Source organism: Variovorax sp. AC194, from assembly GCF_979257995.1.
Genome location: NZ_OZ409823.1, coordinates 5,563,124 through 5,588,185 on the forward strand (window position 1 = coordinate 5,563,124; position 25,062 = coordinate 5,588,185).

At 67.6% G+C, this 25,062-nt stretch carries 22 protein-coding genes and 1 pseudogene; 11 read left to right on the forward strand and 12 right to left on the reverse strand.

Annotated elements, in window-relative coordinates; all coding sequences use genetic code 11:
- Positions 1–3 precede the first annotated feature (3 nt).
- The 5 genes from ACZYRS_RS26405 to ACZYRS_RS26425 form a co-directional block, all read right to left on the reverse strand.
- On the reverse strand, positions 4–2,364 hold the full coding sequence (locus tag ACZYRS_RS26405) for a DUF5672 family protein (protein ID WP_463421593.1): 2,361 nt from the start codon (positions 2,362–2,364) through the stop codon (positions 4–6).
- Between the two features lie 191 nt (positions 2,365–2,555).
- Positions 2,556–3,350: an SDR family oxidoreductase gene (locus ACZYRS_RS26410; RefSeq protein ID WP_463421594.1), complete on the reverse strand. Its 795-nt coding sequence runs from the start codon at positions 3,348–3,350 to the stop codon at positions 2,556–2,558.
- 11 nt (positions 3,351–3,361) lie between these two features.
- Positions 3,362–4,327, reverse strand: a complete 966-nt coding sequence (locus ACZYRS_RS26415) for a DMT family transporter (protein WP_463421595.1) — start codon at positions 4,325–4,327, stop codon at positions 3,362–3,364.
- 21 nt (positions 4,328–4,348) lie between these two features.
- Complete coding sequence (locus ACZYRS_RS26420; RefSeq protein ID WP_463421596.1) at positions 4,349–5,962, reverse strand: gamma-glutamyltransferase family protein; 1,614 nt, start codon at positions 5,960–5,962, stop codon at positions 4,349–4,351.
- A 130-nt stretch (positions 5,963–6,092) separates the two neighbouring features.
- On the reverse strand, positions 6,093–7,070 hold the full coding sequence (locus ACZYRS_RS26425; protein ID WP_463421597.1) for a Bug family tripartite tricarboxylate transporter substrate binding protein: 978 nt from the start codon (positions 7,068–7,070) through the stop codon (positions 6,093–6,095).
- 98 nt (positions 7,071–7,168) lie between these two features.
- Between ACZYRS_RS26425 and ACZYRS_RS26430 the strand changes: the two genes are divergently transcribed.
- On the forward strand, positions 7,169–8,095 hold the full coding sequence (locus tag ACZYRS_RS26430; protein ID WP_463421598.1) for a LysR family transcriptional regulator: 927 nt from the start codon (positions 7,169–7,171) through the stop codon (positions 8,093–8,095).
- A gap of 332 nt (positions 8,096–8,427) precedes the next feature.
- Here ACZYRS_RS26430 and ACZYRS_RS26435 read toward each other — a convergent pair whose 3' ends face one another.
- From ACZYRS_RS26435 to ACZYRS_RS26455, 5 genes are all read right to left on the reverse strand, one after another.
- The gene (locus tag ACZYRS_RS26435) at positions 8,428–9,939 is read right to left on the reverse strand and encodes a tripartite tricarboxylate transporter permease (protein ID WP_198785857.1); all 1,512 of its coding nucleotides are present in this window, start codon (positions 9,937–9,939) and stop codon (positions 8,428–8,430) included.
- Positions 9,940–9,955: 16 nt separating this feature from the next.
- Positions 9,956–10,444 (reverse strand): tripartite tricarboxylate transporter TctB family protein, encoded by a 489-nt coding sequence (locus tag ACZYRS_RS26440; RefSeq protein WP_463421599.1) that lies wholly within the window; start codon positions 10,442–10,444, stop codon positions 9,956–9,958.
- A gap of 110 nt (positions 10,445–10,554) precedes the next feature.
- On the reverse strand, positions 10,555–12,351 hold the full coding sequence (gene tfpB / locus ACZYRS_RS26445) for a type IV pilus assembly ATPase TfpB (RefSeq protein WP_198785859.1): 1,797 nt from the start codon (positions 12,349–12,351) through the stop codon (positions 10,555–10,557).
- On the reverse strand, positions 12,348–13,130 hold the full coding sequence (locus tag ACZYRS_RS26450) for a class I SAM-dependent methyltransferase (protein WP_463421600.1): 783 nt from the start codon (positions 13,128–13,130) through the stop codon (positions 12,348–12,350). The genes tfpB and ACZYRS_RS26450 overlap by 4 nt, the downstream gene beginning before the upstream one ends.
- Complete coding sequence (locus tag ACZYRS_RS26455; RefSeq protein ID WP_463421601.1) at positions 13,130–13,657, reverse strand: DNA-deoxyinosine glycosylase; 528 nt, start codon at positions 13,655–13,657, stop codon at positions 13,130–13,132. The genes ACZYRS_RS26450 and ACZYRS_RS26455 overlap by 1 nt, the downstream gene beginning before the upstream one ends.
- 167 nt (positions 13,658–13,824) lie before the next feature.
- Here ACZYRS_RS26455 and ACZYRS_RS26460 point away from each other — a divergent pair, with 167 nt between their 5' ends.
- The 6 genes and pseudogenes from ACZYRS_RS26460 to cysC form a co-directional block, all read left to right on the forward strand.
- Positions 13,825–14,736: an STM4015 family protein gene (locus tag ACZYRS_RS26460; protein WP_463421602.1), complete on the forward strand. Its 912-nt coding sequence runs from the start codon at positions 13,825–13,827 to the stop codon at positions 14,734–14,736.
- Between the two features lie 10 nt (positions 14,737–14,746).
- Entirely contained in the window at positions 14,747–15,829 is a 1,083-nt protein-coding gene (locus ACZYRS_RS26465; RefSeq protein ID WP_463421603.1) for an STM4014 family protein, read from the forward strand.
- Positions 15,826–16,632, forward strand: coding sequence for an STM4013/SEN3800 family hydrolase (locus tag ACZYRS_RS26470; RefSeq protein WP_463421604.1), 807 nt, complete (start codon positions 15,826–15,828; stop codon positions 16,630–16,632). Before ACZYRS_RS26465 ends, ACZYRS_RS26470 begins: the two co-directional genes overlap by 4 nt.
- Positions 16,629–17,972, forward strand: coding sequence for an STM4012 family radical SAM protein (locus ACZYRS_RS26475; protein WP_463421605.1), 1,344 nt, complete (start codon positions 16,629–16,631; stop codon positions 17,970–17,972). Before ACZYRS_RS26470 ends, ACZYRS_RS26475 begins: the two co-directional genes overlap by 4 nt.
- Positions 17,966–18,814, forward strand: a complete 849-nt coding sequence (locus ACZYRS_RS26480) for an STM4011 family radical SAM protein (RefSeq protein WP_463421606.1) — start codon at positions 17,966–17,968, stop codon at positions 18,812–18,814. The genes ACZYRS_RS26475 and ACZYRS_RS26480 overlap by 7 nt, the downstream gene beginning before the upstream one ends.
- 5 nt (positions 18,815–18,819) lie before the next feature.
- Positions 18,820–19,338 (forward strand): annotated as a pseudogene (gene cysC, locus ACZYRS_RS26485) (adenylyl-sulfate kinase); the annotation flags it as partial.
- Positions 19,339–19,401: 63 nt separating this feature from the next.
- On the opposite strand, the gene ACZYRS_RS26490 reads toward cysC, so the two are convergent.
- Positions 19,402–19,860: a hypothetical protein gene (locus ACZYRS_RS26490; protein WP_198785867.1), complete on the reverse strand. Its 459-nt coding sequence runs from the start codon at positions 19,858–19,860 to the stop codon at positions 19,402–19,404.
- A gap of 130 nt (positions 19,861–19,990) precedes the next feature.
- A complete protein-coding gene (locus ACZYRS_RS26495) occupies positions 19,991–20,851 on the reverse strand; it encodes a TatD family hydrolase (protein ID WP_463421607.1) in 861 nt (286 codons plus the stop codon).
- 89 nt (positions 20,852–20,940) lie between these two features.
- Here ACZYRS_RS26495 and ACZYRS_RS26500 point away from each other — a divergent pair, with 89 nt between their 5' ends.
- From ACZYRS_RS26500 to ACZYRS_RS26515, 4 genes are read left to right on the forward strand one after another with little or no spacing between them, the layout of a single operon-like run.
- Positions 20,941–21,951, forward strand: a complete 1,011-nt coding sequence (locus ACZYRS_RS26500) for a S1C family serine protease (protein WP_463421608.1) — start codon at positions 20,941–20,943, stop codon at positions 21,949–21,951.
- A gap of 54 nt (positions 21,952–22,005) precedes the next feature.
- Positions 22,006–23,040 (forward strand): AAA family ATPase, encoded by a 1,035-nt coding sequence (locus ACZYRS_RS26505; protein ID WP_463421609.1) that lies wholly within the window; start codon positions 22,006–22,008, stop codon positions 23,038–23,040.
- Positions 23,021–24,028, forward strand: a complete 1,008-nt coding sequence (locus ACZYRS_RS26510; RefSeq protein WP_463421610.1) for a DUF58 domain-containing protein — start codon at positions 23,021–23,023, stop codon at positions 24,026–24,028. Before ACZYRS_RS26505 ends, ACZYRS_RS26510 begins: the two co-directional genes overlap by 20 nt.
- A complete protein-coding gene (locus tag ACZYRS_RS26515; protein ID WP_198785872.1) occupies positions 24,025–25,062 on the forward strand; it encodes a VWA domain-containing protein in 1,038 nt (345 codons plus the stop codon). Before ACZYRS_RS26510 ends, ACZYRS_RS26515 begins: the two co-directional genes overlap by 4 nt.

A 25,062-nucleotide genomic window follows, 5' to 3' on the forward strand; every position in this document is an offset into this window, starting at 1 on the left:
GGTTCAGGGCCTGCGGAACAACCCCGTCAGCAGGTCCTTTTCGTCGAACCGGTCGTCCTTGAAGCACTCGACGGTTTCGAGGCCCGCAGCCTCCATCGCCCGCGCCAGGCTGGCCTCGTTGTAGAAGCCGACGTGGCAGGGGTCCGGGTAGGCCCGGTCGTAGGGAATGGAGATGACGAAGTGGCCGCCGGGCGCCAGCGACTGGCATGCCGATGCAAGAAAGTCGGGCACGTCGTCCGCATAGATGTGCTCGAGCGTATGGAAGCTCACGACGGTGTCGGCCGGCGGAAGAATCGGGCCGTCGGCCGTCATGTCGTGGCCGACGAACATGCTGGGCATGGGCACCGACGCGAAGAGTTCGCGCGCGAGGTCCAAGGCCTGTTCATTCAGGTCCACGCCGATCACCTCGGTCACCGCAGGGTTCTCGCGCAGCCAGTAGGTGCTTGCGCCGTGGTTGCAGCCGAGGTCGAGCACCCGGCCACGGATGAATGGCGCGTAGGCCTGCAGGATGCGGCGGTTCGCATGCCGCTCCCAGAAACCGAAGGGGCTCGGCTCGACGGTGACGTACGACTCCTTGGCGTAGCGCGTGGCGTCGGACGAAGGGTCGGCGAACAGATGCGCCAGCGCCGGCTGGCTGGCCAGCCACTGCGGCGCTTCGTCGCGACCGACGACGCGCCACGCATAGCCCGGGCGGTCGTAGAGATCTTTCCCCGAAGCCAGCAGCGCCGCGATGTCGATGGCGGCCAGGAATTCCGGCGCGTTGTGCTCCTGGTGTGCGAAGCCGCGGACCTTGGCGCGCACCGCGTCCTCGTCCATCGCGAGGTACGAGAGGTGCCAGCCGGCGTCCGCAAGGATCAGCGCGGGCTGCGCGCCGGTGCGAATCCGCATGCGCAACTGGTCGGGCGTGAGTGTATCGAGTTGCGCGCGCGTCGCCGCGACGGTCCACACCGACGACGCCTCCGGCCCCTCGACGTTGCGGTAATTCGCATAGAAGTAATAGAAGGCCAGGCACAGCCCGAAGAGCGCGTGCCGGCGGTCGTCGCGCATCGCGCGCACCACCGATGCGCGCGGAATCTCGTCGGCATCGGAGATCAGCACGAGGTCGTCGGGCACCGCATCGTGCAGCCCTCGCACGATCTGGTTGCGCTGGAATTTCTCGCGGATCCAGAAGCCGGACTTCGGCGTGTCGGAGTGCCAGTCGCCCACCACCGGAACCGCGTCCGCCGCCTCGTCGACGACCGGCATGTCGTGCACCGCGATGTAGCGGATGCGCGGCAGGAACGATGCGATGCGCGGGTCGGCGGCATCGAAGCGCAGCGCTTTGGGCTCGCCGCTGAAGGTACGGTCGGCTTCGACGATCACGAAGCAATCGACGACTTCAGACAACTCGTGCAGCCGCGCCGCGAGGATGTCCGCCTCGCCGTTGTACGTGATGCAGTCGTACACCTTGCGGGGCGCGGCATTCGAGGCCACGGGCTCGGGCGCGAATTCGATGCGGTAGCCGTTGCGCTCGAACATCTGCAGGATGTCGCGCTCGCCGTACCAGGCATCGAGCTCGGACAGCGGAATCAGCGAACGCAGCGTGAGCGGCGAGAGGCTCGCGAGTTGCCGCATCTTCGCGTGGTGCCCGAACAGCAGCATCGCGTTGTAGCCATGGTGCAGCTGCGGCCCCGCGTGCTCGATGGAAAAACTGCGCGCCAACTCCAGCGGCGCGAAGCGCATGCCGACCGCTTCGAGGGCGGGCCGCAGCACGCCGCTGAGCTGCACGTCTTCGAGCAGCGCGTTGTGCTGCCAGTGCATCCTGAGCGGATCGCCTTCGACCGCATCGGGCGGCGGAATCTCCACGCGGATGTGCGGATGGTCGATGAGCGCCCGCATGAAGCGGCGGCTGCGCAGGCTGAAGCCGCCGTTCTGGATCGGCGTGACGACGTGGCCGGGCTTGTCCATCTCGTCGGCCCACGCGAAGCGGTTGCGCCAGTACGTGCCTTGCGGCGAATCGATCTTCGCCAAGTGGATCGGCGCGCCGATGTAGTCGAAGCCGAGGAACTCGTCGCGCCAGTTGTCCGCATTGACGACCCAGCCGTCTTCCTGCACCACCAATGCGAATTCGGTGGGCACCACGCGGCAGAGCGCGAACATCATGAACCAGCCGTACTCGTGGTAGTTCAGCGGCGCGATCGACAGGTGTTCGATGCCGGGTGCGAGGTCGTGCGGCGCCTGCGGGCTGCACAGGAGCGCGCGGGCGCCGGGCATCTGCGCTTGGCTGTGCTGCAGGGCCATTGCCGCGCCGCGCGCATCGGGCAGCCCGGTGACCGACACGAGCGTGATCTTCTCGAAAGACGCCCGGTGATTGCTGTTGCTCACGAAGCGCCTCCCTTCGCTCGTGAGCCGGCTCAGAGGCTGAGAGGCAGTTCGGCGTGACCGAGCAGCCCCCGCAAACGGCGCCGATCAAGGCGCAAAGCGCAGCCATAGCTCGGGCTATGGCGAGCATTTGCAACGCAGAGTGGGGCCGTTTGCGGGGGATGAGCGGTCATGTCGAATTGCCTCTCAGCCTCTTAGTAGGTGCCGGGGTAGGCGCCGCCGTCTGCCAGCACGTTCTGGCCGGTCATGTAGCCGGCCTGCAGGCTGCAGAGAAAGGCACAGATGGCGCCGAACTCGGCCGGCGTGCCGAAGCGCTTGGCCGGGATGTTCTTCTTGCGGGCTTCCCACACGGTGTCGAAGTCCTGGCCGGTCTTCTGCGCCGCGCCGGCCATGGTGCCCTTGAGGCGATCGGTGTCGAAGGAGCCGGGCAAGAGGTTGTTGATGGTCACGCCCTGCGCCGCGATGGCCGTGCGCGCCACGCCGGCCACGAAGCCGGTGAGGCCGCTGCGCGCGCCGTTGGAGAGACCCAGGATATCGATGGGCGACTTCACCGAACTGGAGGTGATGTTCACGATGCGGCCGAACCCGCGTTTGGCCATGCCGTCCACCGTGGCCTTGATGAGCTCGATGGGCGTGAGCATGTTCGCGTCGACCGCCTTGATCCACGCCTCGCGGTCCCAGTTGCGGAAGTCGCCGGGCGGCGGGCCGCCGGCGTTGGTGACGACGATGTCGAAGTCATGGCCCAGCGCGAACACGGCCGCGCGGCCGGCCTCGGTGGTGATGTCGGCGGCCACGTGCTTGACAAACGGGGCGCCCGATGCACCCGCCGCTTCGGTCAGCTTCTTCGCCGCCGCTTCCAGCGCCTCGGCGCCGCGCGCCACGATCACCACGTTGACGCCTTCGCGCACCAGCGCCTCGGCGCAGCCGAAGCCCAGCCCCTTGCTCGCGCCGCACACCAGCGCGGTCTTGCCCGCAATGCCCAGATCCATGTTTGTTGCTCCTAACTTGCAGGGGCCTGGCGCCCCTTGCGTGTGAAAACGAAGATGCCCGCAATGACGAGCACCGTGCCGGCCGCGATCCACGCGGTGAACGGCTCATCGAGTATGACCACCCCCATGAGGATGGTCGACAGGGGCCCGATCATGCCGGTTTGCGCGGCCACCGCGGGGCCGATGCGCTCGATGGCCATCATGACCATCAGGACAGGCACCGCCGTGCACACCGTGGCGTTGAGCACCGAGAGCCAGATGACCTCGGGCGCCAGCTGCATCGCCACGCTGATCGGCCGCGTGAGCACGAACTGCAGGATGCACAGCACGCAGGCCACGGTGGTGGCCAGGCCCACGAGCCGGAGCGACCCCAGGCGCTTGACGAACTCGCCGCTGTAGACGAGGTAGCCCGCGTAGCTCACCGCGCTCAGGAACACGAGGAACGCACCCCAGGCCGCAGCCCCGCCGCCCTTGCCGCCGCCACCGGTCCACAGCTCGTGGCCGAACACCAGCAGCACGCCCGCGTAGCTCACGACCATGCCCAGCACCTGCGGGCGCGTGGCACGCCGCCGGTACAGCAGCCAGCCGAAGAGCAGCACCAGCGTCGGGTTGAGGTACAGGATCAGCCGCTCGAAGCTCGCCGAGATATAGGCCAGCCCTGCGAAGTCCAGAAAGCTCGCGAGGTAGTAACCCGAGAAGCCCAGACCGACGACGCCGAGCCAGTCGCGAAAGGTGAGCGCCGGCTTGCCGCGCCCCGCCCACCACGCCATCACCGCGAACAGCGGCAACGCGAAGAGCATGCGCAGCATGATGAGCGTGATGGCGTCGACGCCGTAGCGGTAGGCCAGCTTGACGATGATCGCCTTGCCGCTGAACGCGATGGCGCCCAGCGAGGCGAGCACGAGGCCGGGCGCGATGCTCTTTGCGCCGGCGGAGGAAGAAAGGGGGATGCCGGTCTGTGCGGCGGTCTTGGTCATCCCCCGATCATCGCGCGCCCGTTAAAACCCTGCCGCCACGCCGTCGCGGCGCGGGTCGCTCGCGGCCACGTAGCCTTCGACCGACGGGTCGCCCGCGCGCCAGATGAACTGGCCCGCGCCGAAGTCCTGGTACGAGTCGTTGATCACGTCCAGGTGATGGCCCAGGTCGCGCAGGCCCTGCAAGGTATCGGCATTCATCGCGGCCTCGACGTTGATCTCCAGCCCCGCATTGAAGCGCCAGCGCGGCGCATCGCAGGCGGCCTGCGGGTTCTGCTTGTAGTCGAGCATGCGCACCAGCGTCTGCATGTGGCCCTGCGGCTGCATGTTGCCGCCCATCACGCCGAAGCTCATGACCGGCTGGCCGTCCTTGGTGAGGAAGGCCGGGATGATCGTGTGGAACGGCCGCTTGCCCGGCGCCACCACGTTCGGGCTCTCGGCCTTCAGGCTGAAGCCATGGCCGCGGTTCTGCAGGCTGATGCCGAATTCGGGCTCCACGCAGCCCGAGCCGAAGCCCATGAAGTTGCTCTGGATGAAGCTCACCATCATCCCGCTCTCGTCCGCCGCGGTGAGGTAGATGGTGCCGCCCTTGACGGGGTTGCCGGCCTTGAAGTCCTGCGCCTTTTTCACGTCGATGAGTCTCGCACGCGATGCGAGGTATGCGTCATCGAGCATTTGCGCGGGGGTCACCGTCATCGACGATGGCTCCGACACGTAGCGGTACACGTCGGCGAAGGCCAGCTTCATCGCTTCGATCTGCAGATGCTGCGATTGCACCGAGTCGACCGGCAGCGACGCGATGTCGAACTTCTCCAGGATGCCGAGCGCGATCAGCGCCGCGATGCCCTGGCCGTTCGGCGGAATCTCGTGCAGCGTATGGCCGCGGTAGTCGCGCGAGATGGGCTGCACCCACTCCGGCTGGTAGGCCGCGAGGTCGGCCACGGTGAGCGCGCCGCCCTGCTCCTCGGAGAACTTCGCGAGCGCCTCGGCGATCTCGCCGGTGTAGTAGGCCTCGCCCTTGGTGCGGGCGATGGCCTTGAGCGCGCGCGCCGCCGCGGTGAAGCGGAACAGCTCGCCCACCTCGGGCGCACGGCCCCAGGGCAGAAAGGTCTGCGCGAAGCCCGGTTGCGAACCCAGCAGCGGCGTGGCCGCGGCCCACTTGCCCTGCACCACCGGCGGCACGAGGTAGCCGCGCTCGGCGATGTCGATGGCCGGCGCCAGCAGGTCGGCGAACGGCAGCTTGCCGAAGCGCTCGCTCATCGCGACCCAGCCGCGCACCGCGCCCGGCACGGTGACCGAGTCGATGCCGCGCATCGGCGGCGTGGCGGCATCGGCGCCGTACTTGGCCTTGAAGTACTCGGGCGTCCAGGCCTTCGGTGCGGGGCCCGAGGCGTTCAGGCCGTGCAGTTCCTTGCCGTCCCACAGGATGCAGAAGGCATCGCTCCCGAGGCCGTTGCTCACCGGCTCGACCAGCGTCATCACGGCCGCGGTGGCGATGGCCGCATCGACGGCGTTGCCGCCCTGCTGCAGGATGCGCAGGCCCGCCTGCGAGGCGAGCGGGTGCGAGGTCGACACCACGTTGCGCGCGAAGATCGGGATGCGCGTGGAGAGGTAGGGGTTGGCGTAGTCAAACTTCATGCTGTGCCTTCAAAGACGGTTCGAACAATCCGGGAACACCGCGGAACCGGCTTTGCCGGGCCGCAGGTGTTGCCCCCGGTAGGGGGTAGGCGAAGCGACACGAAGTGCGCGCAGCCTGGGGGCGAGCCGATTACTCGTTGGTGATCTTGCGGTCCACGACGATCTTTTTCCACTTGGCGGCGTCGATGGCCACCATCTTGGCGAACTGCTCGGGCGTGCCGGCAACGGCGGGTTCGATGCCCAGGCGCGCGAGCTTGTCCTTCACTTCCGGATCGGCGATGGCCTCGTTGGCCGCCTTGTTGACGCGCGCCACGATGTCGGCCGGCAGGTTCTTCGGTCCGTAGAAGCCGAACCAGGTGTTCGACTCGTAGCCGGGCAGCGTGTCGGCGATCGGCGGCAGTTCGGGCGCGAGCGGCGAGCGCTTGAGCGTCGTCACGCCCAGGGCGCGCAGGCGCCCGTCGCGCACGTGCGGCATGCCGGTGGGGAGCGAGTCGAACAGCACGTCGATCTTGCCGCTGATGAGGTCGGGAATGGCGAGCGCCGTGCCCTTGTAGGGAATGTGCGTGACGAACACGCCGGCCTGCGCCTTGAAGAGCTCGGCCGTGAGCTGCACGATGGTGCCGTTGCCGCTCGATGCGTAGTTCAGCTTGCCGGGGTTCTTCTTCGCGTAGTCGATCCACTCGCGCACCGTCTTGGCGGGCGAGGTGACCGGCACCAGCATGATGCTGGGCGCATCGCCCACGTGGCCGATGGGCGTGAAGTCGCGCACCGTGTCGTAGGGCAGTTTCTGCATCACGGCCGGGCCGATCGAATGCGTGCTGGTGGTGGCCAGCAGCAGCGTGTAGCCGTCGGCCGGCGCCTTGGCCGCCTGGTCGGAGCCGATGGCGCCGCCGGCGCCGGGCTTGTTGTCGATGATCAGCTGGGTGCCGAGCTTCTCGCCCATCTTCTGGCCGAGCGTTCGGGCGAAGAGGTCGGTGGCGCCACCCGCGGGAAACGGCACGATGAGCCGGATCGGCTTGTTCGGATAACCCTGGGCCAAGCTGGCGGACGAGGCGGCCATGCACAGCAGCGCAACGGCGGCCCCTTGAAGGAACTGGATTCTTTTCATGGTGCTTAGATTCTGGCCCGGTGGGGAAACCCCCCATGCTATGCAGCCGCCGTGCATCAAGCCAGATAATCCAGCTTATTCAACTATGAGCGCGGCTTATGACAAAGAACGCCACCGAAGAGGTCTCGCTGCAGCAGCTGCGGGCGCTGGCGGCGGTCGCCGAATCGGGCAGCTTCACGCTGGCGGCCGAGAGCCTGCAGCTCACGCAGCCGGCCATCAGCCACCTGGTCAAGCGCATGGAAGAGCAGCTCGGGCAGCCGCTCCTCGTGCGGGGGCGCCGCATCCAGCTCACGAGCGCGGGCCAGGTGATGGTCGAGACGGCCGTGCGGGCGCTGCGGCTGATCGATGAATCCGTTGGCGCCTGCCGCTCGCAATCGCAACTGCGCGAGGGGCGCGTGGTGCTGGCCGTGGGCCACCTCACGGCGGGCGCGCTGCTGCCGCCGATGCTCGGGCGCTTCTCGCAGAAGCACCCGACGCTCGCGACCACGCTGCTGGACAGCACGGCCGAGCAGATGATCTCGCGCATCCTCTCGCAGGAGGCCGATCTGGGCTTCGGTTCGGACATCGGGCAGAAGCACTCCGAACTCGCGACCGAGCCGCTGTTCACGGAGCGCATGGCGCTCTTCGTGCGCGACGACCATCCGCTCGCGCAGCGCGTGGTGGTCGATGCGAAGCACCTGGACGCGCTGCCCTTCATCCACGTCAACCCCGACGCCAACATCTGGCGCGCGGTGAGCCGCCAGCTGTCGAGCGTTGCCAATGTGTACCCGCACGTGGTGCATCACGTGTCGATGCTGTCGACGGCGTTCGGCCTCATCCAGGCGGGCGCGGGCGTGGCGCTGCTGCCGCGTTATGTGGAGGTGCTGATGCCCGGCAACCTGCGCGCCGTGGCGGTGACGCGTCCGACGCTCGAATATCCGGTGGTTGCTGTGCGGCTGGCCAAGCATCCGCTCAGTCCTGCCGCTCTGGCGTTTCTTGCGATGGCTCGGCAGCACATGAAGCCGCTGCGGGCGAGCAAGCCGTAAGAGGCATTCAGGGCGGCGATCACGCCGACGGTGGGCCCTGTTTCGCGAATGTCCCCCGGGCTGCGCCCTCCTCCTTGATTTCGCGAAACAGGGCCCACCGCCAGCGCGATCTTCAAGCGCACTGGTCGTTCGACCCGCACCAGCAGAGCGCTTGATGTGCGCAGGGCATCGGGTGCTCCCCGCAGCGAAATCAAGGAGGAGGGGCGAAGCCCCGGGGGACATTCGCGGAGGGGAGTACCCGGTGGCCTGTGCACACGCCCCGAACCACCCCGACAGAAATGAAAAACGGCGCCCGAAGGCGCCGCTTTTTCCAAAGAGGACCGAAGCCCCGCTTATTCCTCGACGAAGGCTTCCTCGCGCTTCGACTTCACCGCAGGCAGCAGCACGATCACCAGCAGCAGCGCTGCAGCGGCCAGCAGGCTCGCGGAGATCGGACGCGTGACGAACACGCTCCAGTCGCCACGCGAGAGCAGCAGCGAGCGGCGCAGGTTCTCTTCCATCATCGGCCCGAGGATGAAGCCCAGCAGCAACGGCGCAGGCTCGCAACCCAGCTTGAAGAAGGTGTAGCCCACCAGACCGAAGATGCCCACCATCCAGATGTCGAAGGTGTTGTTGTTGGTCGAGTACACGCCGATCGCGCAGAACAGCACGATCGCCGGGAACAGGAACTTGTACGGCACCGACAGGAGCTTGATCCACATGCCGATGAGCGGCAGGTTCAGGATGATCAGCATCGCATTGCCCAGCCACATCGAGGCGATCAGGCCCCAGAACAGTTCGGGATTGCTGGTCATCACCTGCGGGCCCGGCTGGATGTTGTGGATGGTCATCGCGCCCACCATCAACGCCATCACGGCGTTGGGCGGAATGCCCAGCGTCAGCAGCGGAATGAAGGACGTTTGCGCACCGGCGTTGTTGGCCGACTCCGGAGCCGCCACGCCGCGGATGTTGCCCTTGCCGAAGGGCACTTCGCCCGGCTTGAGCTTGGTCTTCTTCTCGATCGTGTAGGCCGCGAAAGCCGCCAGCAGCGCACCGCCACCGGGCAGGATGCCCAGGGCCGAACCCAACGCCGTGCCGCGCAGGACCGCGGGCACCATGCGCTTGAAGTCTTCCTTGGTCGGGAACAGGCCCGAGACCTTGGCAGTGAACACTTCACGCTCGTCGTCCGGACGCGAGAGGTTGGCAATGATTTCGCCGTAACCGAACACGCCCATGGCGATGGCCACGAAGCCGATGCCGTCGGTGAGCTCGGGGATGTCGAAGCTATAGCGCGCGACACCCGAGTTCACGTCGGTACCGACCAGGCCCAGCAAGAGGCCCAGCACGATCATCGCGATGGCCTTCAGGAGCGAACCCGAAGCCAGCACCACGGCGCCGATCAGGCCCAGGATCATCAGCGAGAAGTACTCGGCCGGGCCGAACTTGAAGGCCAGTTCGGTCAGCGGCGGCGCGAAGGCGGCCAGGATCAGCGTGCCGACGCAACCCGCGAAGAACGAGCCGAGGCCCGCGGCCGCGAGCGCCGGACCCGCACGGCCCTTGCGCGCCATCTGGTAGCCGTCGATCACGGTCACCACCGAGGACGATTCGCCCGGCAGGTTCACCAGGATGGCGGTGGTCGAACCGCCGTATTGCGCGCCGTAGTAAATACCGGCCAGCATGATCAGCGCCGAGACGGGCGGCAGCGCATACGTGGCGGGCAGCAGCATCGCGATGGTCGCGACCGGGCCGATGCCCGGGAGCACGCCGATCAGCGTGCCCAGAATGCAGCCGACCAGGCAGTACAGCAGGTTCGTGAAGGTAAAGGCAACGCCAAAACCCATCGAGAGGTGTTCAAACAATTCCATGTGAGCAGCTTTCTTCTCAACCGGTGATGAAGGTCGGCCAGACCTGGATCTGCAGCTTGAGCGCCCAGATGAATGCGATGTAGCTGCCGATGGCAAGCACCGTCGCCAGGATCAGCACGGTGGGCAGCTTGAACTCGTGGCCCGCGAGGCTGGCGATGATCACGAGCGCGTAGATCGCGATGATCATTCCCATGGCCGGCACGCCGATGCTCGGCAGGCCCCCCAGCAGCACGCCGAATGCGAGGTTGGCGCCCAGGATGAACACCACCTGCTTCCAGGCCCATTTGCCGATCTTTTCGCCGTCGGTCGTTTCAACGGTCAGGCCGCTGAACATGATCCCCAGGCCGATCAGGGACATCAGGATGCCGAGCATCAATGGGAAGTAACCAGGACCCATGCGGGCGCCGCTGCCCACGCTGTAGGTGGTGGCGCCCCAGGCGAACCCCACACCCACGATGGTGAACATCAGTCCCGAGAAAAAGTCTTTCTGACTTTTGATTTTCACGAACAGTCTCCTCGAACAAGTTTCGATGCGGGATTGTCCAGTCAGCTTGCGGTCAGGCGGATGTGGATTTCACTAACCGAACGCTTAGGGTTAACCCAAAGGGCAACACCTCACTCCAGGGGTGGCGTGGCGCTCAGCACCTCTTCGATGGTGGTCACGCCTTCGGCCACGCGCAGCGCGCCGGCCAGGCGCAGCGGCCGCATGCCGTCGATCACGGCCTGGCGCCGGAGGCCCGTGAGGTTGGGCTCCTTGGTGACCTTGTCCTTGAACGGCTCGGTCACGCTCAGCAGTTCATAAAGGCCCATGCGGCCCATGTAGCCGGTCATGCGGCAATCCACGCAGCCCACCGGCTTGTAGGCGCGCACGGAGCCGGTGATCTGCCACGGCTTGACGATGGCCTCCAGGCTCTCGCGCGTGACGGCGTCGTCGGGCTGCTTGCAGTGCGGGCAGAGCGTGCGCACCAGGCGCTGCGCGAGCACGCCCAGCATCACGGCGGTCATCAGGTACGAGGGCACGCCCAGTTCCATCATCCGCGTGATGGCACTGGGCGCATCGTTGGTGTGCAGCGTGCTGAATACGAGGTGTCCGGTGAGCGCGGCCTGCACCGCCATCTCGGCGGTGGCGAGGTCGCGGATTTCGCCCACCATGATGATGTCCGGGTCCTGCCGCATCAGCGCGCGCAGGCCCTCGGTGAAACCGAAATCGAGTTGCGGCTGCACCTGCGTCTGGTTGAACGAGGGCTCGATCATTTCGATCGGGTCTTCCACCGTGCTCACGTTCACTTCTTCGGTCGCCACGCGCTTGAGCGTGGAGTACAGCGTGGTGGTCTTGCCCGAGCCCGTGGGGCCGGTCACCAGGATGATGCCGTTGGGCCGCGTGACCAGCTGCTCCCAGCGCTGCGCGTCGTGCTGCGCGAAGCCGAGCGCGTCGAGGTCCTTCACCGCGGTGTCGGGGTCGAAGATCCGCATCACCATCTTCTCGCCGAAGGCGGTCGGCAAGGTCGAGAGGCGCATTTCGACTTCGTCGCCGCGCATGTTGCGGGTCTTGATGCGTCCGTCGAGCGGACGGCGCTTTTCCACCACGTCCATGCGGCCCAGCAGCTTGATGCGCGCGACCATCGCGTTCATCACGCCCATGGGCATCTGGTAGGCCGGATGCAGGATGCCGTCGATGCGAAAGCGGATCACGCCCTGCTCCCGCCGCGGCTCCAGGTGGATGTCGCTCGCGCGCTGGTCGAAGGCGTACTGCCAGAGCCAGTCGACCACCTGCACCACGCTCTGGTCGTTGGCGTCGAGCTGCTTGGTGCTCTTGCCCAGTTCGACCAGCTGCTCGAAGCTCGCGCCGCCGGTGTTGCCGCCGGCCTTCTGCGCGGCGCGCACCGATTTCGCGAGCGCGAAAAACTCGGCCGTGTAGCGCTGGATGTCGGCCGGGTTGGCCACCACGCGCCGCACCGTGCGCTTGGACTGGCGCTCGACCTCGGCGATCCAGTCGGTGAGAAAAGGCTCGGCCGTGGCCACCACCACCTCGTTGGGCAGCACCTGCACGGGCAGCACCTTGTGGCGCTCGGCGTAGGCCGCGCTCATGGTGTCGGCCACCTTGCCCACGTCGACCTTGAGCGGGTCGATGCGCAGGTACGTGAGGCCCGCGCGGCCGGCGAGCCATTGCGTGAGGGCTTCGAGGTCGAGCGGCTTGTTGTCGCTCTCGCGCGTCATCGCCACGTTGGCCAGGCGCACCAGCGGCGCCTGCCGGCTCTCGGCCTGCGCGCAGCGCGCGATGGTGCGCTTGGCTTCGACGGGGGAAATCACGCCGTCGGTGGCCAGCCATTCGATCAGGCGGCGCAGCTCGAGCGGGCCTTCGTGGCGGGCGGCCAGGGGTGCGGGGGCGGAAACTGCGGGAACAGCGCTCATGGGCTGGAGGTTCGGGTGATGGATGTATTCAGGGGCTTGAACACCCGCAGCCACTTGGGCGCGGGCAGACTCCAGCGAGTCTGGATCGTTTGCGCGCGCTCGGCAAGCACCTCGCGCTTCGGACGGCTCGGCGTGCGCTGCGCCAGCACCACCGTGTTGCCTTCGCGCGTCGGCTTGAAGGCCCAGACGGCATCGGCGCCGAAGGCACCAGCGATCTTCTCCAGGCTGCGCTCGTAGCTGGACGAGCGGCCGAAAAGGTTGACCGTCATGCAGCCGTCTTCGGTGAGGAGGGCGCGGCAGTCGGCATAGAAGTCTTCGCTGTCGAGCACCGGCGCGGCGGCCTCATGGTCGTACAGGTCGACCTGCAACGCATCGACCGTGCCGTGCCACTCGGGCTTGCGGATCTCCACAGCCGCATCGGCGATCACCACGCGCAGCTTCGGGTCGTCGGCCGGCAGCTTGAACCAGCCGCGGCAGGCCGACACCACCTGCGGGTTGAGCTCGACCGCCGTGGTGCGCATGCGCAGCGTCTTGCGGCAGAACTTGGTGAGCGTGGCCGCGCCCAGGCCCAGCTGCATCGCATGGCGGCTGGCGACGGTCTTGCCGTCGACGAAGAGCAGCCAGGCCATCATGCGCTGCACGTATTCGAGCTCGATCTCGAACGGCGCATCGAGCTTCATCGAGCCCTGGACCCATTCGGTGCCCAGGTGCAGGTAGCGGATGTCGCCCCAGTCGGAAAAATTGACTTCGGGAAGAACGAGGGTGGTGCGCGTGGCCATCAGGTGAGTTTGTGGGCGTCGAAGACCTCGCGCCAGGCCGCGAGCTTTCGCTCGAAGCTCCACGACGCATTGGCGGGGCTGGTGGAAGGCAGTTGGTAGACCGGCACGCCGAGGGTGCGCGTGTGGCGCGCGTGCTTGAAGCTCTCGCCGCCGTTGTGCGCGATGGCGGCGAGCTTGGGCAACTGGAGACCGGCGATGTCGTTCGCGACCGGCGCGCGAATCGCCGAATCGAGGCTGCCTTCGCGCTCGCAGGCCGCATACACGTCCCACACGCCCAGGCCGCGATCGAGCAGCCACGCCTTCTTTGCGGCGTAGGTGTCTGCGCCGGTCGGCAGCGGGTGGTCGGGCCAGACGGCTTGCAAGATCTTCCAGAACTGGTTTTGGGGATGCGCATAGTACTGCTGCTGCGCGAGCGAGCGCACGCCCGGAAAGCTGCCCAGGATCAGCACGACGGTGGCCGGCGACACGATCGGAGCGAGCCCCGTGAGCACCAGGCTGTCGGGGTCGGGTGCGGCGGATGGATTCATGGGGCTGCATCTTGGCACTGTCGCCGCCCGCCGTCAGGCGCTGCGGCCTTTGCCCGTGCCAGGGCGTCGCAGCGAGAGCGGAAACGGGCGCCGAATCGTCACGGACAGGCCATGCCCGTCAGTTATTCTCCCCCGCTTCACAGACACACCGTGGCGGAGGGAACAGCATGACCATCTCGGACCGTACCGAGACATTTTTCGGCAAGAGTGTTCAGGACTATCAGGGTGGCGAGGTGGCCGGCGGCCCCGGCATCGTTCACCGCCTGTGTCTGGACTACGACGACGACAAGTCGATGGGCGCCTTGCTCGAGGAGTACCTCTCCAAGGTCGACAAGTCCGCGCTCGACGCCCTCGTCCTCGGACCGTGGTCCGAGCCGCACGATACCGGGCCCGGCGATGCGTTCGAAGTCCTGATCGAGCACGCCGCCGAGCTGAAGAATCTCAAGGCGCTGTTCGTCGGCGACATGACCTTCGAGGACTGCGAGATTTCCTGGATCATCCAGGGGAACTACCAAGCGCTGCTGCAGGCCTTTCCCCAGCTCGAAGTGCTGCGCATCCGCGGCGCGACCTCGCTGCAACTGCCTGCGTTCAGCCATTCCGCACTCCGCGAACTCGTCATCGAATCCGGCGGCCTGCCGCGCGAGATCAGCGAGGCACTGGCGCAATCCACGCTGCCGTCGCTCGAGCACCTCGAACTCTGGCTGGGCACCGACGAATACGGCTTCGACGGCGACGTCGAGCTCTTGCGCGGCGTGCTGCAGAAACTGCGCACGCCCAAGCTGCGCCACCTCGGCCTTCGCGATTCGGAAATCGCCGACCAGGTGGCAGTGTGGCTGGCGACCGAAGACTGGGTCGCGGAACTCGACACCCTGGACCTCTCGCTCGGCACGCTCGGCGACGAAGGCGCCAAGGCTCTGCTCGCGAGCCCTCACGTCACGAAGCTCAAGCACCTCGATCTGTCGCACCACTACATCAGCGCGCCGGTCCAGGCGCAACTGCGCGCGGCCATCCCGGGCGTGGTGCTCGACGATCCGCAGGAGCCGGACGAAGGAAACCGCTACGTGGCGGTGGGCGAGTAGGCCTCCGGCGATGCTCCCTTGGGTGGTGCTGGGCGTTGCGACGAGCAAGCGCACGAAAGGCCTGCTTGCCGCCGCCCGGGAAACGGGGGCGTCCGTGCGGCTCGTCGAATGGCGCGCGTGGCTGGCCGACGCGCACGAGCTCGAAGATCGGCTCAAGCAGCCCTGCCGCTTCAAGATCGAACCCCCCGGGGACGATGCAGCCGTGCACATGGCGCTCGTGCACAGGGGGTGCGAGCAACTGGGCCGCGCGCCCTGCGCCCCCATCGAACGCGGTGAGCTGGCGCAAACCGATGCGTGGTTCGCGGGCTTCAGCCTTGCGATGAAACGCCTTGCGCACATGCTCACGGCGATGCCTCACGTGCAGGTCGTCAACGCGCCCGCGGAGATCCTGGCGATGACCGACAAGCTGGAGTGCCAGCAGCAACTGCAGTCCCACTCCGTGCCCACCGCGCCGCTGCTGGGGCTCGTGCATGACTACGAGCATCTCGTCGCGCTGCTCGATCGCAGCGGACTGGACCGCGTTTTCCTGAAGGCCCGCTATGGCTCGTCCGCGTCCGGCGTTGTCGCATTCCGCCGCAATCGCCGCGGGCAGCAGCAGGCCACCACGACCGCGCAGCTTCACGACGGCGGGCGGTTGTTCAACGTCAAACGCGTGTCCTGCTACACGCGCCACGACGAGGTGCGCCGCGTGATCGACCTCGTGAGCGCCCAGGGCGCGTACGCGGAGGCATGGCTGCCCAAGCCGCGCCATGGCGCGGGGCATTTCGACCTGCGCGCGGTGACCTTCGGCGGCCGCGTCGCGCACCGCATCGCGCGCCTCGCGCAACGACCGATGACCAATCTCCACCTGGACAGCGAACGCGTCGACCCCGACCGCGTGCTCGCGTCCGCAGACCAGGCGGCGCTCGCCGCGACGGCCGAACTCGCCGCGCGCGTGTTTCCGCGCAGCAACGTCGTCGGCTTCGATCTCGTGGTGCGCCAGGGACAAGCCCATGTGCTGGAGGCCAACGCCTTCGGCGACCTGTTGCCCGGCTGGTTGTGGCAGGGCAAGGACACCTACGCCACCGCCTTCTGCGACGGCGCGCTGCGATGAACGAGACCGTCGACATGAACCGGGTGGTCGGCACCCACGACATCGTGATGATCACGCTCGACACCCTGCGCTACGACGTGGCGCAGGCGGCGTTCGAGCGCGGCGAACTGCCGGTGCTCTCGCGGCACCTGCCCGCGCAAGGCTGGGAGAAGCGCCACACGCCGGGCAACTTCACCTACGCGGCCCACCACGCGTTCTTCGCCGGCTACCTGCCGACGCCGGCCCGGCCGGGCGCGCATCCGCGACTCTTCGCTACCGCCTTTCGCGGCAGCGAGACCACGGCGCGCACCACCTTCGTCTTCGACGAGGAGAGCATTCCCAAGGGCCTGGGCGCACGCGGCTACCGCACCATCTGCATCGGCGGCGTGGGCTTCTTCAACAAGCAGAACGCGCTGGGCCAGGTGTTTCCGGGGATGTTCGCGGAAAGCCATTGGCATCCCACGTTGGGTGTGGGGCATCGCCATTCCACGGAGCGCCAGGTGAGCCTGGCCGTGCAACGGCTGAATGCCGATGCGCAGCGCGTGTTTCTCTTCATCAACGTGTCCTCGATCCACACACCGAATCGCGCGCACCTCCCCGGTCATACGGAGGATTCCATCGAAACGCATGCCGCCGCGTTGCGCTACGTCGATGGGGCGCTGGCGCCCCTGCTCGATGCCTGCGCGTCGCGCGGGCCCACCTTCGTGATCGTGTGCTCCGACCACGGCACGGCGTATGGCGACGACGGCTATCACGGCCACCGCATCGGCCACGATTGCGTGTGGACCGTTCCCTACGCGCACTTCTTCCTGGGGGCCGCATGACTCAAGCTGTGATCCAAGCCTCGCTCGCCGAATGGCTCCAGCAAGGCGCCTACCAGGCCTACTCGTACAGCTACCCGCACAAGAGCGCCTACCGCGCGCTGCCCGCCCGGTCGCTGCGCGACGCCTGGGCCACGGAGGATCGCTCGGCGCTCTTCGCCTACATCCACGTGCCCTTCTGCACGATGCGGTGCGGCTTCTGCAATCTCTTCGCGATGGCGCAGCCGGCCGAGGCGCTGGTCGAGTCCTACGTCGATGCCGTCGTGCGGCAGATGCGGGCCATGGACCGCGCGCTCGGCGAGCGCCGGTTCGCGCGGCTGGCGGTGGGCGGCGGCACGCCCAGCTACCTGCCGGCCGCGCTGCTCGAGCGGCTGTACGTCGCGGCCGAGCGCATCCTGGGCATCGACCTGCAGGCCACACCGTCGGGCATCGAGGTCTCGCCCGAAACCGTGACGCCCGAGCGCCTGCGCGTGTGCCGCGCGATGGGCGTGCAGCGCGTGAGCATGGGCATCCAGAGCTTCGCGCAGCACGAAGTTCGCGCGCTGGCGCGCCCGCAGCAGAACGCCGTGGTCGTCGAGGCGATCGCTCGGATCCGCGAGGCGGGGTTTCCGGTCATGAACCTCGACCTGATCTACGGCATCGATGGGCAGACGGTGGAAAGCTGGCTGTCTTCCATCGAGAGCGCGCTGGCGTTCGCGCCCGAGGAGCTCTACCTCTATCCGCTCTATGTGCGCGAGCAGACGGGGCTCGGAAAGATGGCGATCCGCAAGGCCGAGCAGGGCGCGGATTTCCGCCAGGCGCTGTACGCCGCAGCGCGGGCGCGCCTGCTGGCCGCGGGCTACGAGCAGGTCTCGATGCGCATGTTTCGCGCACCGCACGCGCCCCGCGACAACGGCCCTGTCTATTGCTGCCAGGACGACGGCATGGTGGGGTTCGGCGCCGGTGCGCGGTCGTACACCCGCAGCCTTCACTACTCCTCCAGCTACGCCGTGCAGCGCAGCGCGACGCGCAGCATCATCGAAGACTTCATCGCCTGCGACGAGGCGCAGTTCGCGGAGGCGACCTACGGATTCGAACTCGATGGCGAAGAACAGCGCCGGCGCTTCGTGATCCAGTCGCTCCTGACGGACCCCGGCCTCTCGCACGCCGCCTACGAACAGCGCTTCGGCGCGTCGGTGCTCGAAGACCTGCCGCAGCTGCAGGAACTCACGGCCCTGGAACTCGCGACAGACGAGGCGGGCCTCTTCACGTTGAGCGCGCAGGGCGTTTCCTATTCCGACACCATCGGCCCCTGGCTCGCATCGACGGCCGTGCGCCGCCTGATGCCGGACGCGCCATGCTGACGGTGCTCTACCGGGGCAGCCTCGCGAGCTGCAACTACAGCTGCAGCTATTGCCCGTTCGCCAAGCGGCGCGACTCCCGGGCCGCACTGGCGCGGGATGCCGCCGAGGTGGCGCGCTTCGTCGAGTGGGCGGGCGGGCAGACGCGCCCCCTGCGAATCCTCTTCACGCCCTGGGGCGAAGCCATGGTGCGGCGCCACTATCGCCACGCGATGCTGGCGCTCGCCGCCATGCCGCATGTGTCCCAGGTGGCGCTGCAGACCAACCTGGCGGGACCGCTGTCGTGGCTCGCCGAGGCGCCGGCCGGCAAGATTTCGCTGTGGTGTACCTATCACCCCGACCAGACGCGGCTCGAACGTTTCCTCGAGCGCACCCGACAGTTGTCCGTGCTGGGCATCGGTCACTCGGTCGGCGTCGTGGCAATGCAGGCGCACTACGAGGCCATTCGCGCGCTGAAGTCGGCGCTCCCTGAAACGACGCCCTTCTGGCTCAACGCCTATGACCGGCGCGGCCCCGGCTACTACACGGCCCAGGACCTGCAGTGGCTCGATGCCATGGACCCGCGCTTCGTCCACGAGCATTCGCCCGGGCCGTCGCGCGGAAAGGCCTGCCGCGCGGGCTCCGAAGCCATCGCCGTCGATGGCGACGGCGAGGTGCAGCGGTGCCATTTCATTCCGCGGCGCCTGGGCAACCTGTATGCCGACGACCTCGACGGCATGCTGGCGGAGCAGCCCTGCAGCCGGTTCAAGTGCGACTGCTTCATCGGCTACGTGCACCGGCGCGACCTGGACTTCTACCCGGCCTACGGCGACGGCGTGCTCGCCCGCATTCCGCTGCAGACATGAACGACCGGGCGCCCTGCGTCGTCTGGCTCACCGGCATCTCCGGCGCGGGCAAGACGACCATCGCGCGCAAGGTCGAGGCGCGGCTTCGCGCGCTCGGCAAGCACACGGTGCTGCTGGATGGCGATGACATGCGGCTCGGGCTGAACCGCGACCTCGGCTTCAGCGATGCGGATCGCATGGAAAGCACGCGGCGGGTGGCAGAGGTCGCGAAGCTGATGAGCGCGGCGGGCCTGGTCGTCATCGTGGCGCTCATCTCGCCGTTTCGCAGCGCCCGCGCGATGGCGCGGGCGCTCTTTCCGGCGGGCGCGTTCTTCGAGATCCATGTCGACACGCCGATCGAGATCGCGGAGGCGCGCGATCCGAAATTTCTGTACCGCAAAGCGCGGCGGGGCGAGATCGCGGACTTCACGGGCATCGACTCTCCTTACGAGGCACCGGCGCAGCCGGAGCTGCGCCTCGATGGCACCCATCTGTCGCCTGACGCCCTCGCGGACCAGGTGATCGAGCTGCTCCAAGGCGCCTAGCCCGCCCATGAAAAAACCCGCCGAAGCGGGTTTTTTCGAGAGCGCGCGGACCGAAGCCCAGGCTTACTTCTTGGCGGCTTCGTTCTCGGCGGTGCCGGGAATCTTCTCGCCGATGGCCGCGCCGGTGCTGCGCATGCCGTCGGCCGTCTTGTGGCCGGCGGTTTCCACGGCGTCGCCGGTCTTGGCGGCCGCGTTCTTGGTGGCGTTGGTCGCCTTCTTGGTGGTGTTCTTGGTCGCGCTCCAGGCCTTCTTGGTGCCGCGCTCCGTGGCATTGGCGGCCTTCTTGGTGGTGCTCTTGGTGGCGTCCCAGGCCTTCTCGGCGCCGTTTTCGGTGGCGTTCACGGCCTTCTTGGTGGTGCGCTTGGTGGCGTCCACGGCGTCCTTGCCGGTTTCCTTCACCTTCTCGGTGGTGGTGGGCTCGGCCGTTGCGGGGGCTGCGGTCTGTGCCACGGCGGACACACCGATGGAGGCGAGCGCCAGGGCGAGCACGACGGGCATGGTGCGAACGAAAGATGTGGTCATGGAAGACTCCTTTTTGAGTGAAGTGTTGGAGTGACGGACTTGCCACTGTGCAAGCAACGCCACTTCGAACTTCAAGGATGACAGCAAAAACTCGCCCCATGCCGCTCCAAACGCAACTCGGGACATTGGCCTACGCGGGGTGCGGCGGACGTTCCGACAAGGCCATCAGACTTTCGAGCTTCGGCAGCGTCTGGACCGCATTCCGGGTGGTGGCTTCGGCCAGCGCATCGATGCCGATGCCGCGCAATCCGGCCACCACTTCGGCGATGCGCGGCAGCTCGCCAGGGTCGTTGCGGCCCTGCGCTTCGCCCGCGTCGCGTTGCGCTTGCGTGCGGTAGAGCCAGTGCGGCTGGATGTCGGGCGCGTCCGTTTCCATCACGATCGCATCGAGCGGCAACGTGGTCGCGAGTCGCCGCAGCTGAAGCGCGCGCTCGAAGGTCACCGCGCCGCCGAAGCCGAGCCGAAGGCCCAGCGCGATGCAGGCGTCGGCCTGCTGCTCGCTGCCGTTGAACGCATGCGCGATGCCCTGCCATGGCCGCCCGCCCGCGGTCTGCCGCAGGTGCTTGAGCACCTTGTCGACCGAACGCCGCACGTGGATGAGCACGGGTAACCCGTGCTTGCGTGCCAGTTGCAACTGAGTGTGAAAAAAACGCTCCTGCTTGGGGCCATCGAGGCCGTCGACGAAGTAGTCCAGGCCGATCTCGCCGACCGCCACGAGCCGCGGATCGCCCTGCCGCGCGGTCAGTTCCGCGTCGAGCACCTCGAGGTCGGCATCCTCCGCCTGGCCCGTGCAAAGTGGGTGGATACCCAGGGCGTAGGCATCGCCCTGCCTGTGGGCGAGCTCCCGCACGGCGGCGAAGTTGAAGACGGCCACGGCCGGAATCACGCACAGGGAAACCCCTCGGGCCGCGGCGCGGGCGCGGATCTGCGGCATCTCCGCACCGAATTCGGGCGCGTCCAGGTGGCAGTGGGTATCGACAAACGAAGCCATCGCGCCATGATGCCCGAAGGGATGCGCAGGCGCGGAAAGCGTGCTACTGTGAACTCCTTCACGCGTCTTTTTTTGCCGGAGGTTCTCCGATGCGCAGGCCCGCTTTCTACAGCCGTTCGCCCCGCACGCCGCCGCCGGCCGCAGAACAAGCGGCCGATCCGGCGGATGCCGCGGCATCGCCGGACACGGCAGGCGCAGGTGGCGCCATGCAGCCGCCGACCGCTCATGGTCAGACCGGCTGGCAGCCCGGACGCAAGAGCTTCGCCCTCCTCCTCGTGCTGTGCGCGGCGCTGGTCACCGGCGGCACCGTGTGGTGGCCGCGCCAGGGCAAGGCGATCACGCAGAAAGACATCGACGCGGCCGTGCTGCGCACGATGCAGACCGCCACCCTCCCCTCGCCCGCCGCCAAGGCCGCCGACATCATTCGCCCCTCGGTCGTTCGCGTGGTGAGCTACGGCCCCGAGAAGGCCACGCCCGAAGCCAAGACCCAGAAGCGCGGGCGCAACATGGCCAAGGGCAAGCCGCCCGAAGCGCCGCTGGACGGCGCGGCGCCCGGCGAAGTCGAGCGCGGCGTGGGCACCGGCGTGGTGATCGTCGACAAGGGCGTGATCCTCACCAACCTGCACGTCGTGGCCGGCTCCGAGAAGATCAAGGTCACCTTCGCCGATGGGCTGGAAGCCGTGGCCGTCATCACCGGCGTGCAGCCCGAGAACGACCTGGCGGTGCTGCAGGCGCAGAAGATTCCCGACGACCTGATTCCCGCCGCGATGCGCTCCACCGCCGACCTGCGCCCCGGCGACCAGGTGGCGGCCGTGGGCTTTCCGTTCGGCATCGGGCCGTCGGTGTCGGCCGGCGTGGTGTCGGGCCTGAAGCGCTCGTTCCGCTCGCCCGAGGGCAAGCAGGAGCTGGGCAACCTGATCCAGTTCGACGCGGCCGCCAACCCCGGCAACTCGGGCGGCCCTCTCATCAACATGGACGGCGAGGTGCTGGGCATCGTCACCGCCATCTTGAACCCCACGCAGCAGCGCACCTTCATCGGCATCGGCTTCGCGGTGCCCATCGAGAACGCGGCCTCCGCGGCGGGATCGCCGCCGTTCTGATTTGCAGGTTCGCCGCCGTTCCGATTTTTCTGATTTCCTTCGAAAGCCCTTCGCATGAGCACAGAGAACCCGACCACCCCGATCCCGTCCAGCTTCTCCACGGCGCCCGCCACCGCCGAGCTGATGGAGCAGATCCTCTACGAGGTCAAGCGCGTGGTCGTGGGGCAGGACCGATTTCTCGAGCGCGTGATGGTCGCGATGCTCGCGGGCGGGCACCTCTTGGTCGAAGGCGTGCCGGGCCTGGCCAAGACGCTCACCATCAAGACGCTGGCCGACACCGTGCGCGGCCATTTCAAGCGCATCCAGTTCACGCCCGACCTGGTTCCGGCCGACCTGGTGGGCACGCGCATCTACAACCAGAAGACGGGCGAATTCAGCACTTCGCTGGGCCCGGTGTTCGCCAACCTGCTCTTGGCCGACGAAATCAACCGCGCACCGGCCAAGGTGCAGAGCGCGCTGCTCGAAGTGATGCAGGAGCGCCAGGTCACCATCGCCGGCGAGACGCACAAGGTGCCGCGCCCCTTCCTCGTGATGGCGACGCAGAACCCCATCGAGACCGAAGGCACCTACCCGCTGCCCGAGGCGCAGGTCGACCGCTTCATGATGAAGGTGCTGGTCGATTACCCGAGCGACGAGGAAGAGTTCGTCATCGTCCAGCGCGTGATCGGCCCGCCGGTGGAGGCCAGCCCGGTCGCCACCACCGAGCAGCTCGCGGCGCTACAGGCGGAGGCGCGGCGCGTGTACGTCGATCCTTCGCTGATCCAGTACGCGGTGAAGCTCGTCTCGGCCACCCGCACGCCCGAGAAGCACGGCCTGAAGGACATGCGCCGCTTCATCACCTTCGGCGCGAGCCCGCGCGCCAGCATCAGCCTCACCGAGGGCGCGCGCGCCCTTGCACTGCTGCGCGGGCGAAGCTACGCGCTGCCCGAGGACATGACCGCGCTCGTGGCCGACGTGCTGCGCCATCGCGTGACGCTTTCCTACGAAGGGTTGTCCGAAGGCCTGACGCCCGACAGCCTGATCGAGAAGATCATGCGGGCGATCCCCGCACCACCCAAACCTTTGGAACATGAAAAGCTGGTGGCGTAAGGCCCCCGCGGCCGCGAACGACGAACGGCTTGCAGCGGAATCGGCTGTGGCCGGCGGAGCCGAGCGCGCGTTGCGCCGGCTCGAATGGACCGTCATCCGCCGCCTCGATGGCCTGCTGCAGGGCGACTACCGCACGCTCATGCGCGGCAGCGGCCTGGACCTCGCGGACCTGCGCGAATACCAGCACCACGACGACGTGCGCCACATCGACTGGAACGTCACCGCCCGGCTGCAGACGCCGCACGTGCGCGTCTTCACCGAAGACCGCGAGATGGCCGCCTGGTTCGTGCTGGATCTCAGCCGCTCGGTCGATTTCGGCTCGGGCCTGAAAGCCAAGCGCGAGATCTCGGCCGGCTTTGTCGGCGTGCTCGCGCGGCTCCTCACGCGGCACGGCAACCGGGTCGGCGCGCTGGTCTACGGCAACGACCTGGAAGCGGTGATTCCACCGCGCAGCGGCCGGCGCCACGTGCTGCACCTGCTGCATTCAATGGAGCGCCGCGCCGACAAGGCGGACGGCCCCGCGCAGAAAGGAATGACCCGTCTGGACGACCTGCTGAAATCCGCCGCCACGCTGATGCCGCGCCGCTCCACCGTCTTCGTGGTGTCCGACTTCCTGAGCGAACCCGGCTGGGAGCGCCCGCTCGGGCAGCTGGTGCAGCGGCACGAGGTGATCGCCGTGCGGCTTTTCGATCCGCTCGAACTCGAACTGCCGGATCTCGGCCTCGTGCCGCTGCGCGATGCCGAGACCGGCGAGCAGCTCTGGGTCGACACGCACGATGCAGGCTTTCGCAAGCGCTTTGCGCGCCTGGCCGCCGAGCGCGAGGCGACGCTGCGCGCCTCGCTCGCCAAGGCCGGCGTCGATGCGCTGGAGCTTTCGACCAGCGACGACCTGGTGGAAGCCATCGTTCGTTTTGCCGACCTGCGCAAGCGCCGCACACGCGTCAATGCAAGTTCGGGTTCGGGCAACGTGAAGGCGGTGGCAGCATGACTTTTCTCTGGCCTCAATTCCTCTGGCTGCTGGCGGCGTTGCCGCTTTTGGTGTTGCTCTATGTCTGGCTGATCCGCCGCAAGAAGAAGCTCGCGGTGCGCTACGCGAGCCTCTCGATCGTGCGCGAGGCCATGGGCGCGGGGCAGAGCTTCAGGCGCCACGTGCCGCCCCTGCTGTTCCTGCTGGCCATGGCCGCGATGCTGGTGGCCGCGGCGCGGCCGATGGCGGTGGTGATGCTGCCTTCGAACCAGCAGACCATCATCCTCGCGATGGACGTCTCGGGCAGCATGCGCGCGGCCGACGTGCTGCCCAACCGGCTGGTGGCGGCGCAGGAGGCGGCCAAGAGCTTCATCAAGGACCTGCCGCGCACCGTGAAGGTGGGCATCGTCGCCTTCGCGGGCAGCGCGCAGGTGGCGCAGCTGCCCACCACCAACCACGACGACCTGGTGACCGCCATCGACAGCTTCCAGCTGCAGCGCGCGACCGCCACCGGCAACGCCATCGTGGTGTCGCTCGCCACGCTGTTCCCCGATGCGGGCATCGACGTCGAGCAGTTCAGCGCACCGAGCCGCCAGCGCGGAACGCCGATCGACCAGACCGACAAGAAGCTCAAGGATTTCACCCCCGTGGCGCCCGGCTCCTTCACCTCGGCCGCGATCATCATGCTGACCGACGGCCAGCGCACCACCGGCGTCGATCCGCTCGACGCGGCCAAGGCCGCGGCCGACCGCGGCGTGCGCATCTACACGGTGGGCGTGGGCACGGTCGATGGCGAGACCATCGGCTTCGAAGGCTGGTCGATGCGCGTGCGGCTGGACGAGGAAACGCTCAAGGCCGTGGCCAACAAGACCAACGCCGAATACTTCTACGCGGGCACCGCGAACGACCTGAAGAAGGTCTACGAAACGCTCAGCTCCAAGCTCACCGTGGAGAAGAAGGAAACGGAAATCTCGGCGCTCTTCGCGCTCGGCGCGGCGGTGCTCACGCTGCTGTCGGCGGGGCTGTCGCTGCTCTGGTTCAACCGCATCCTCTAG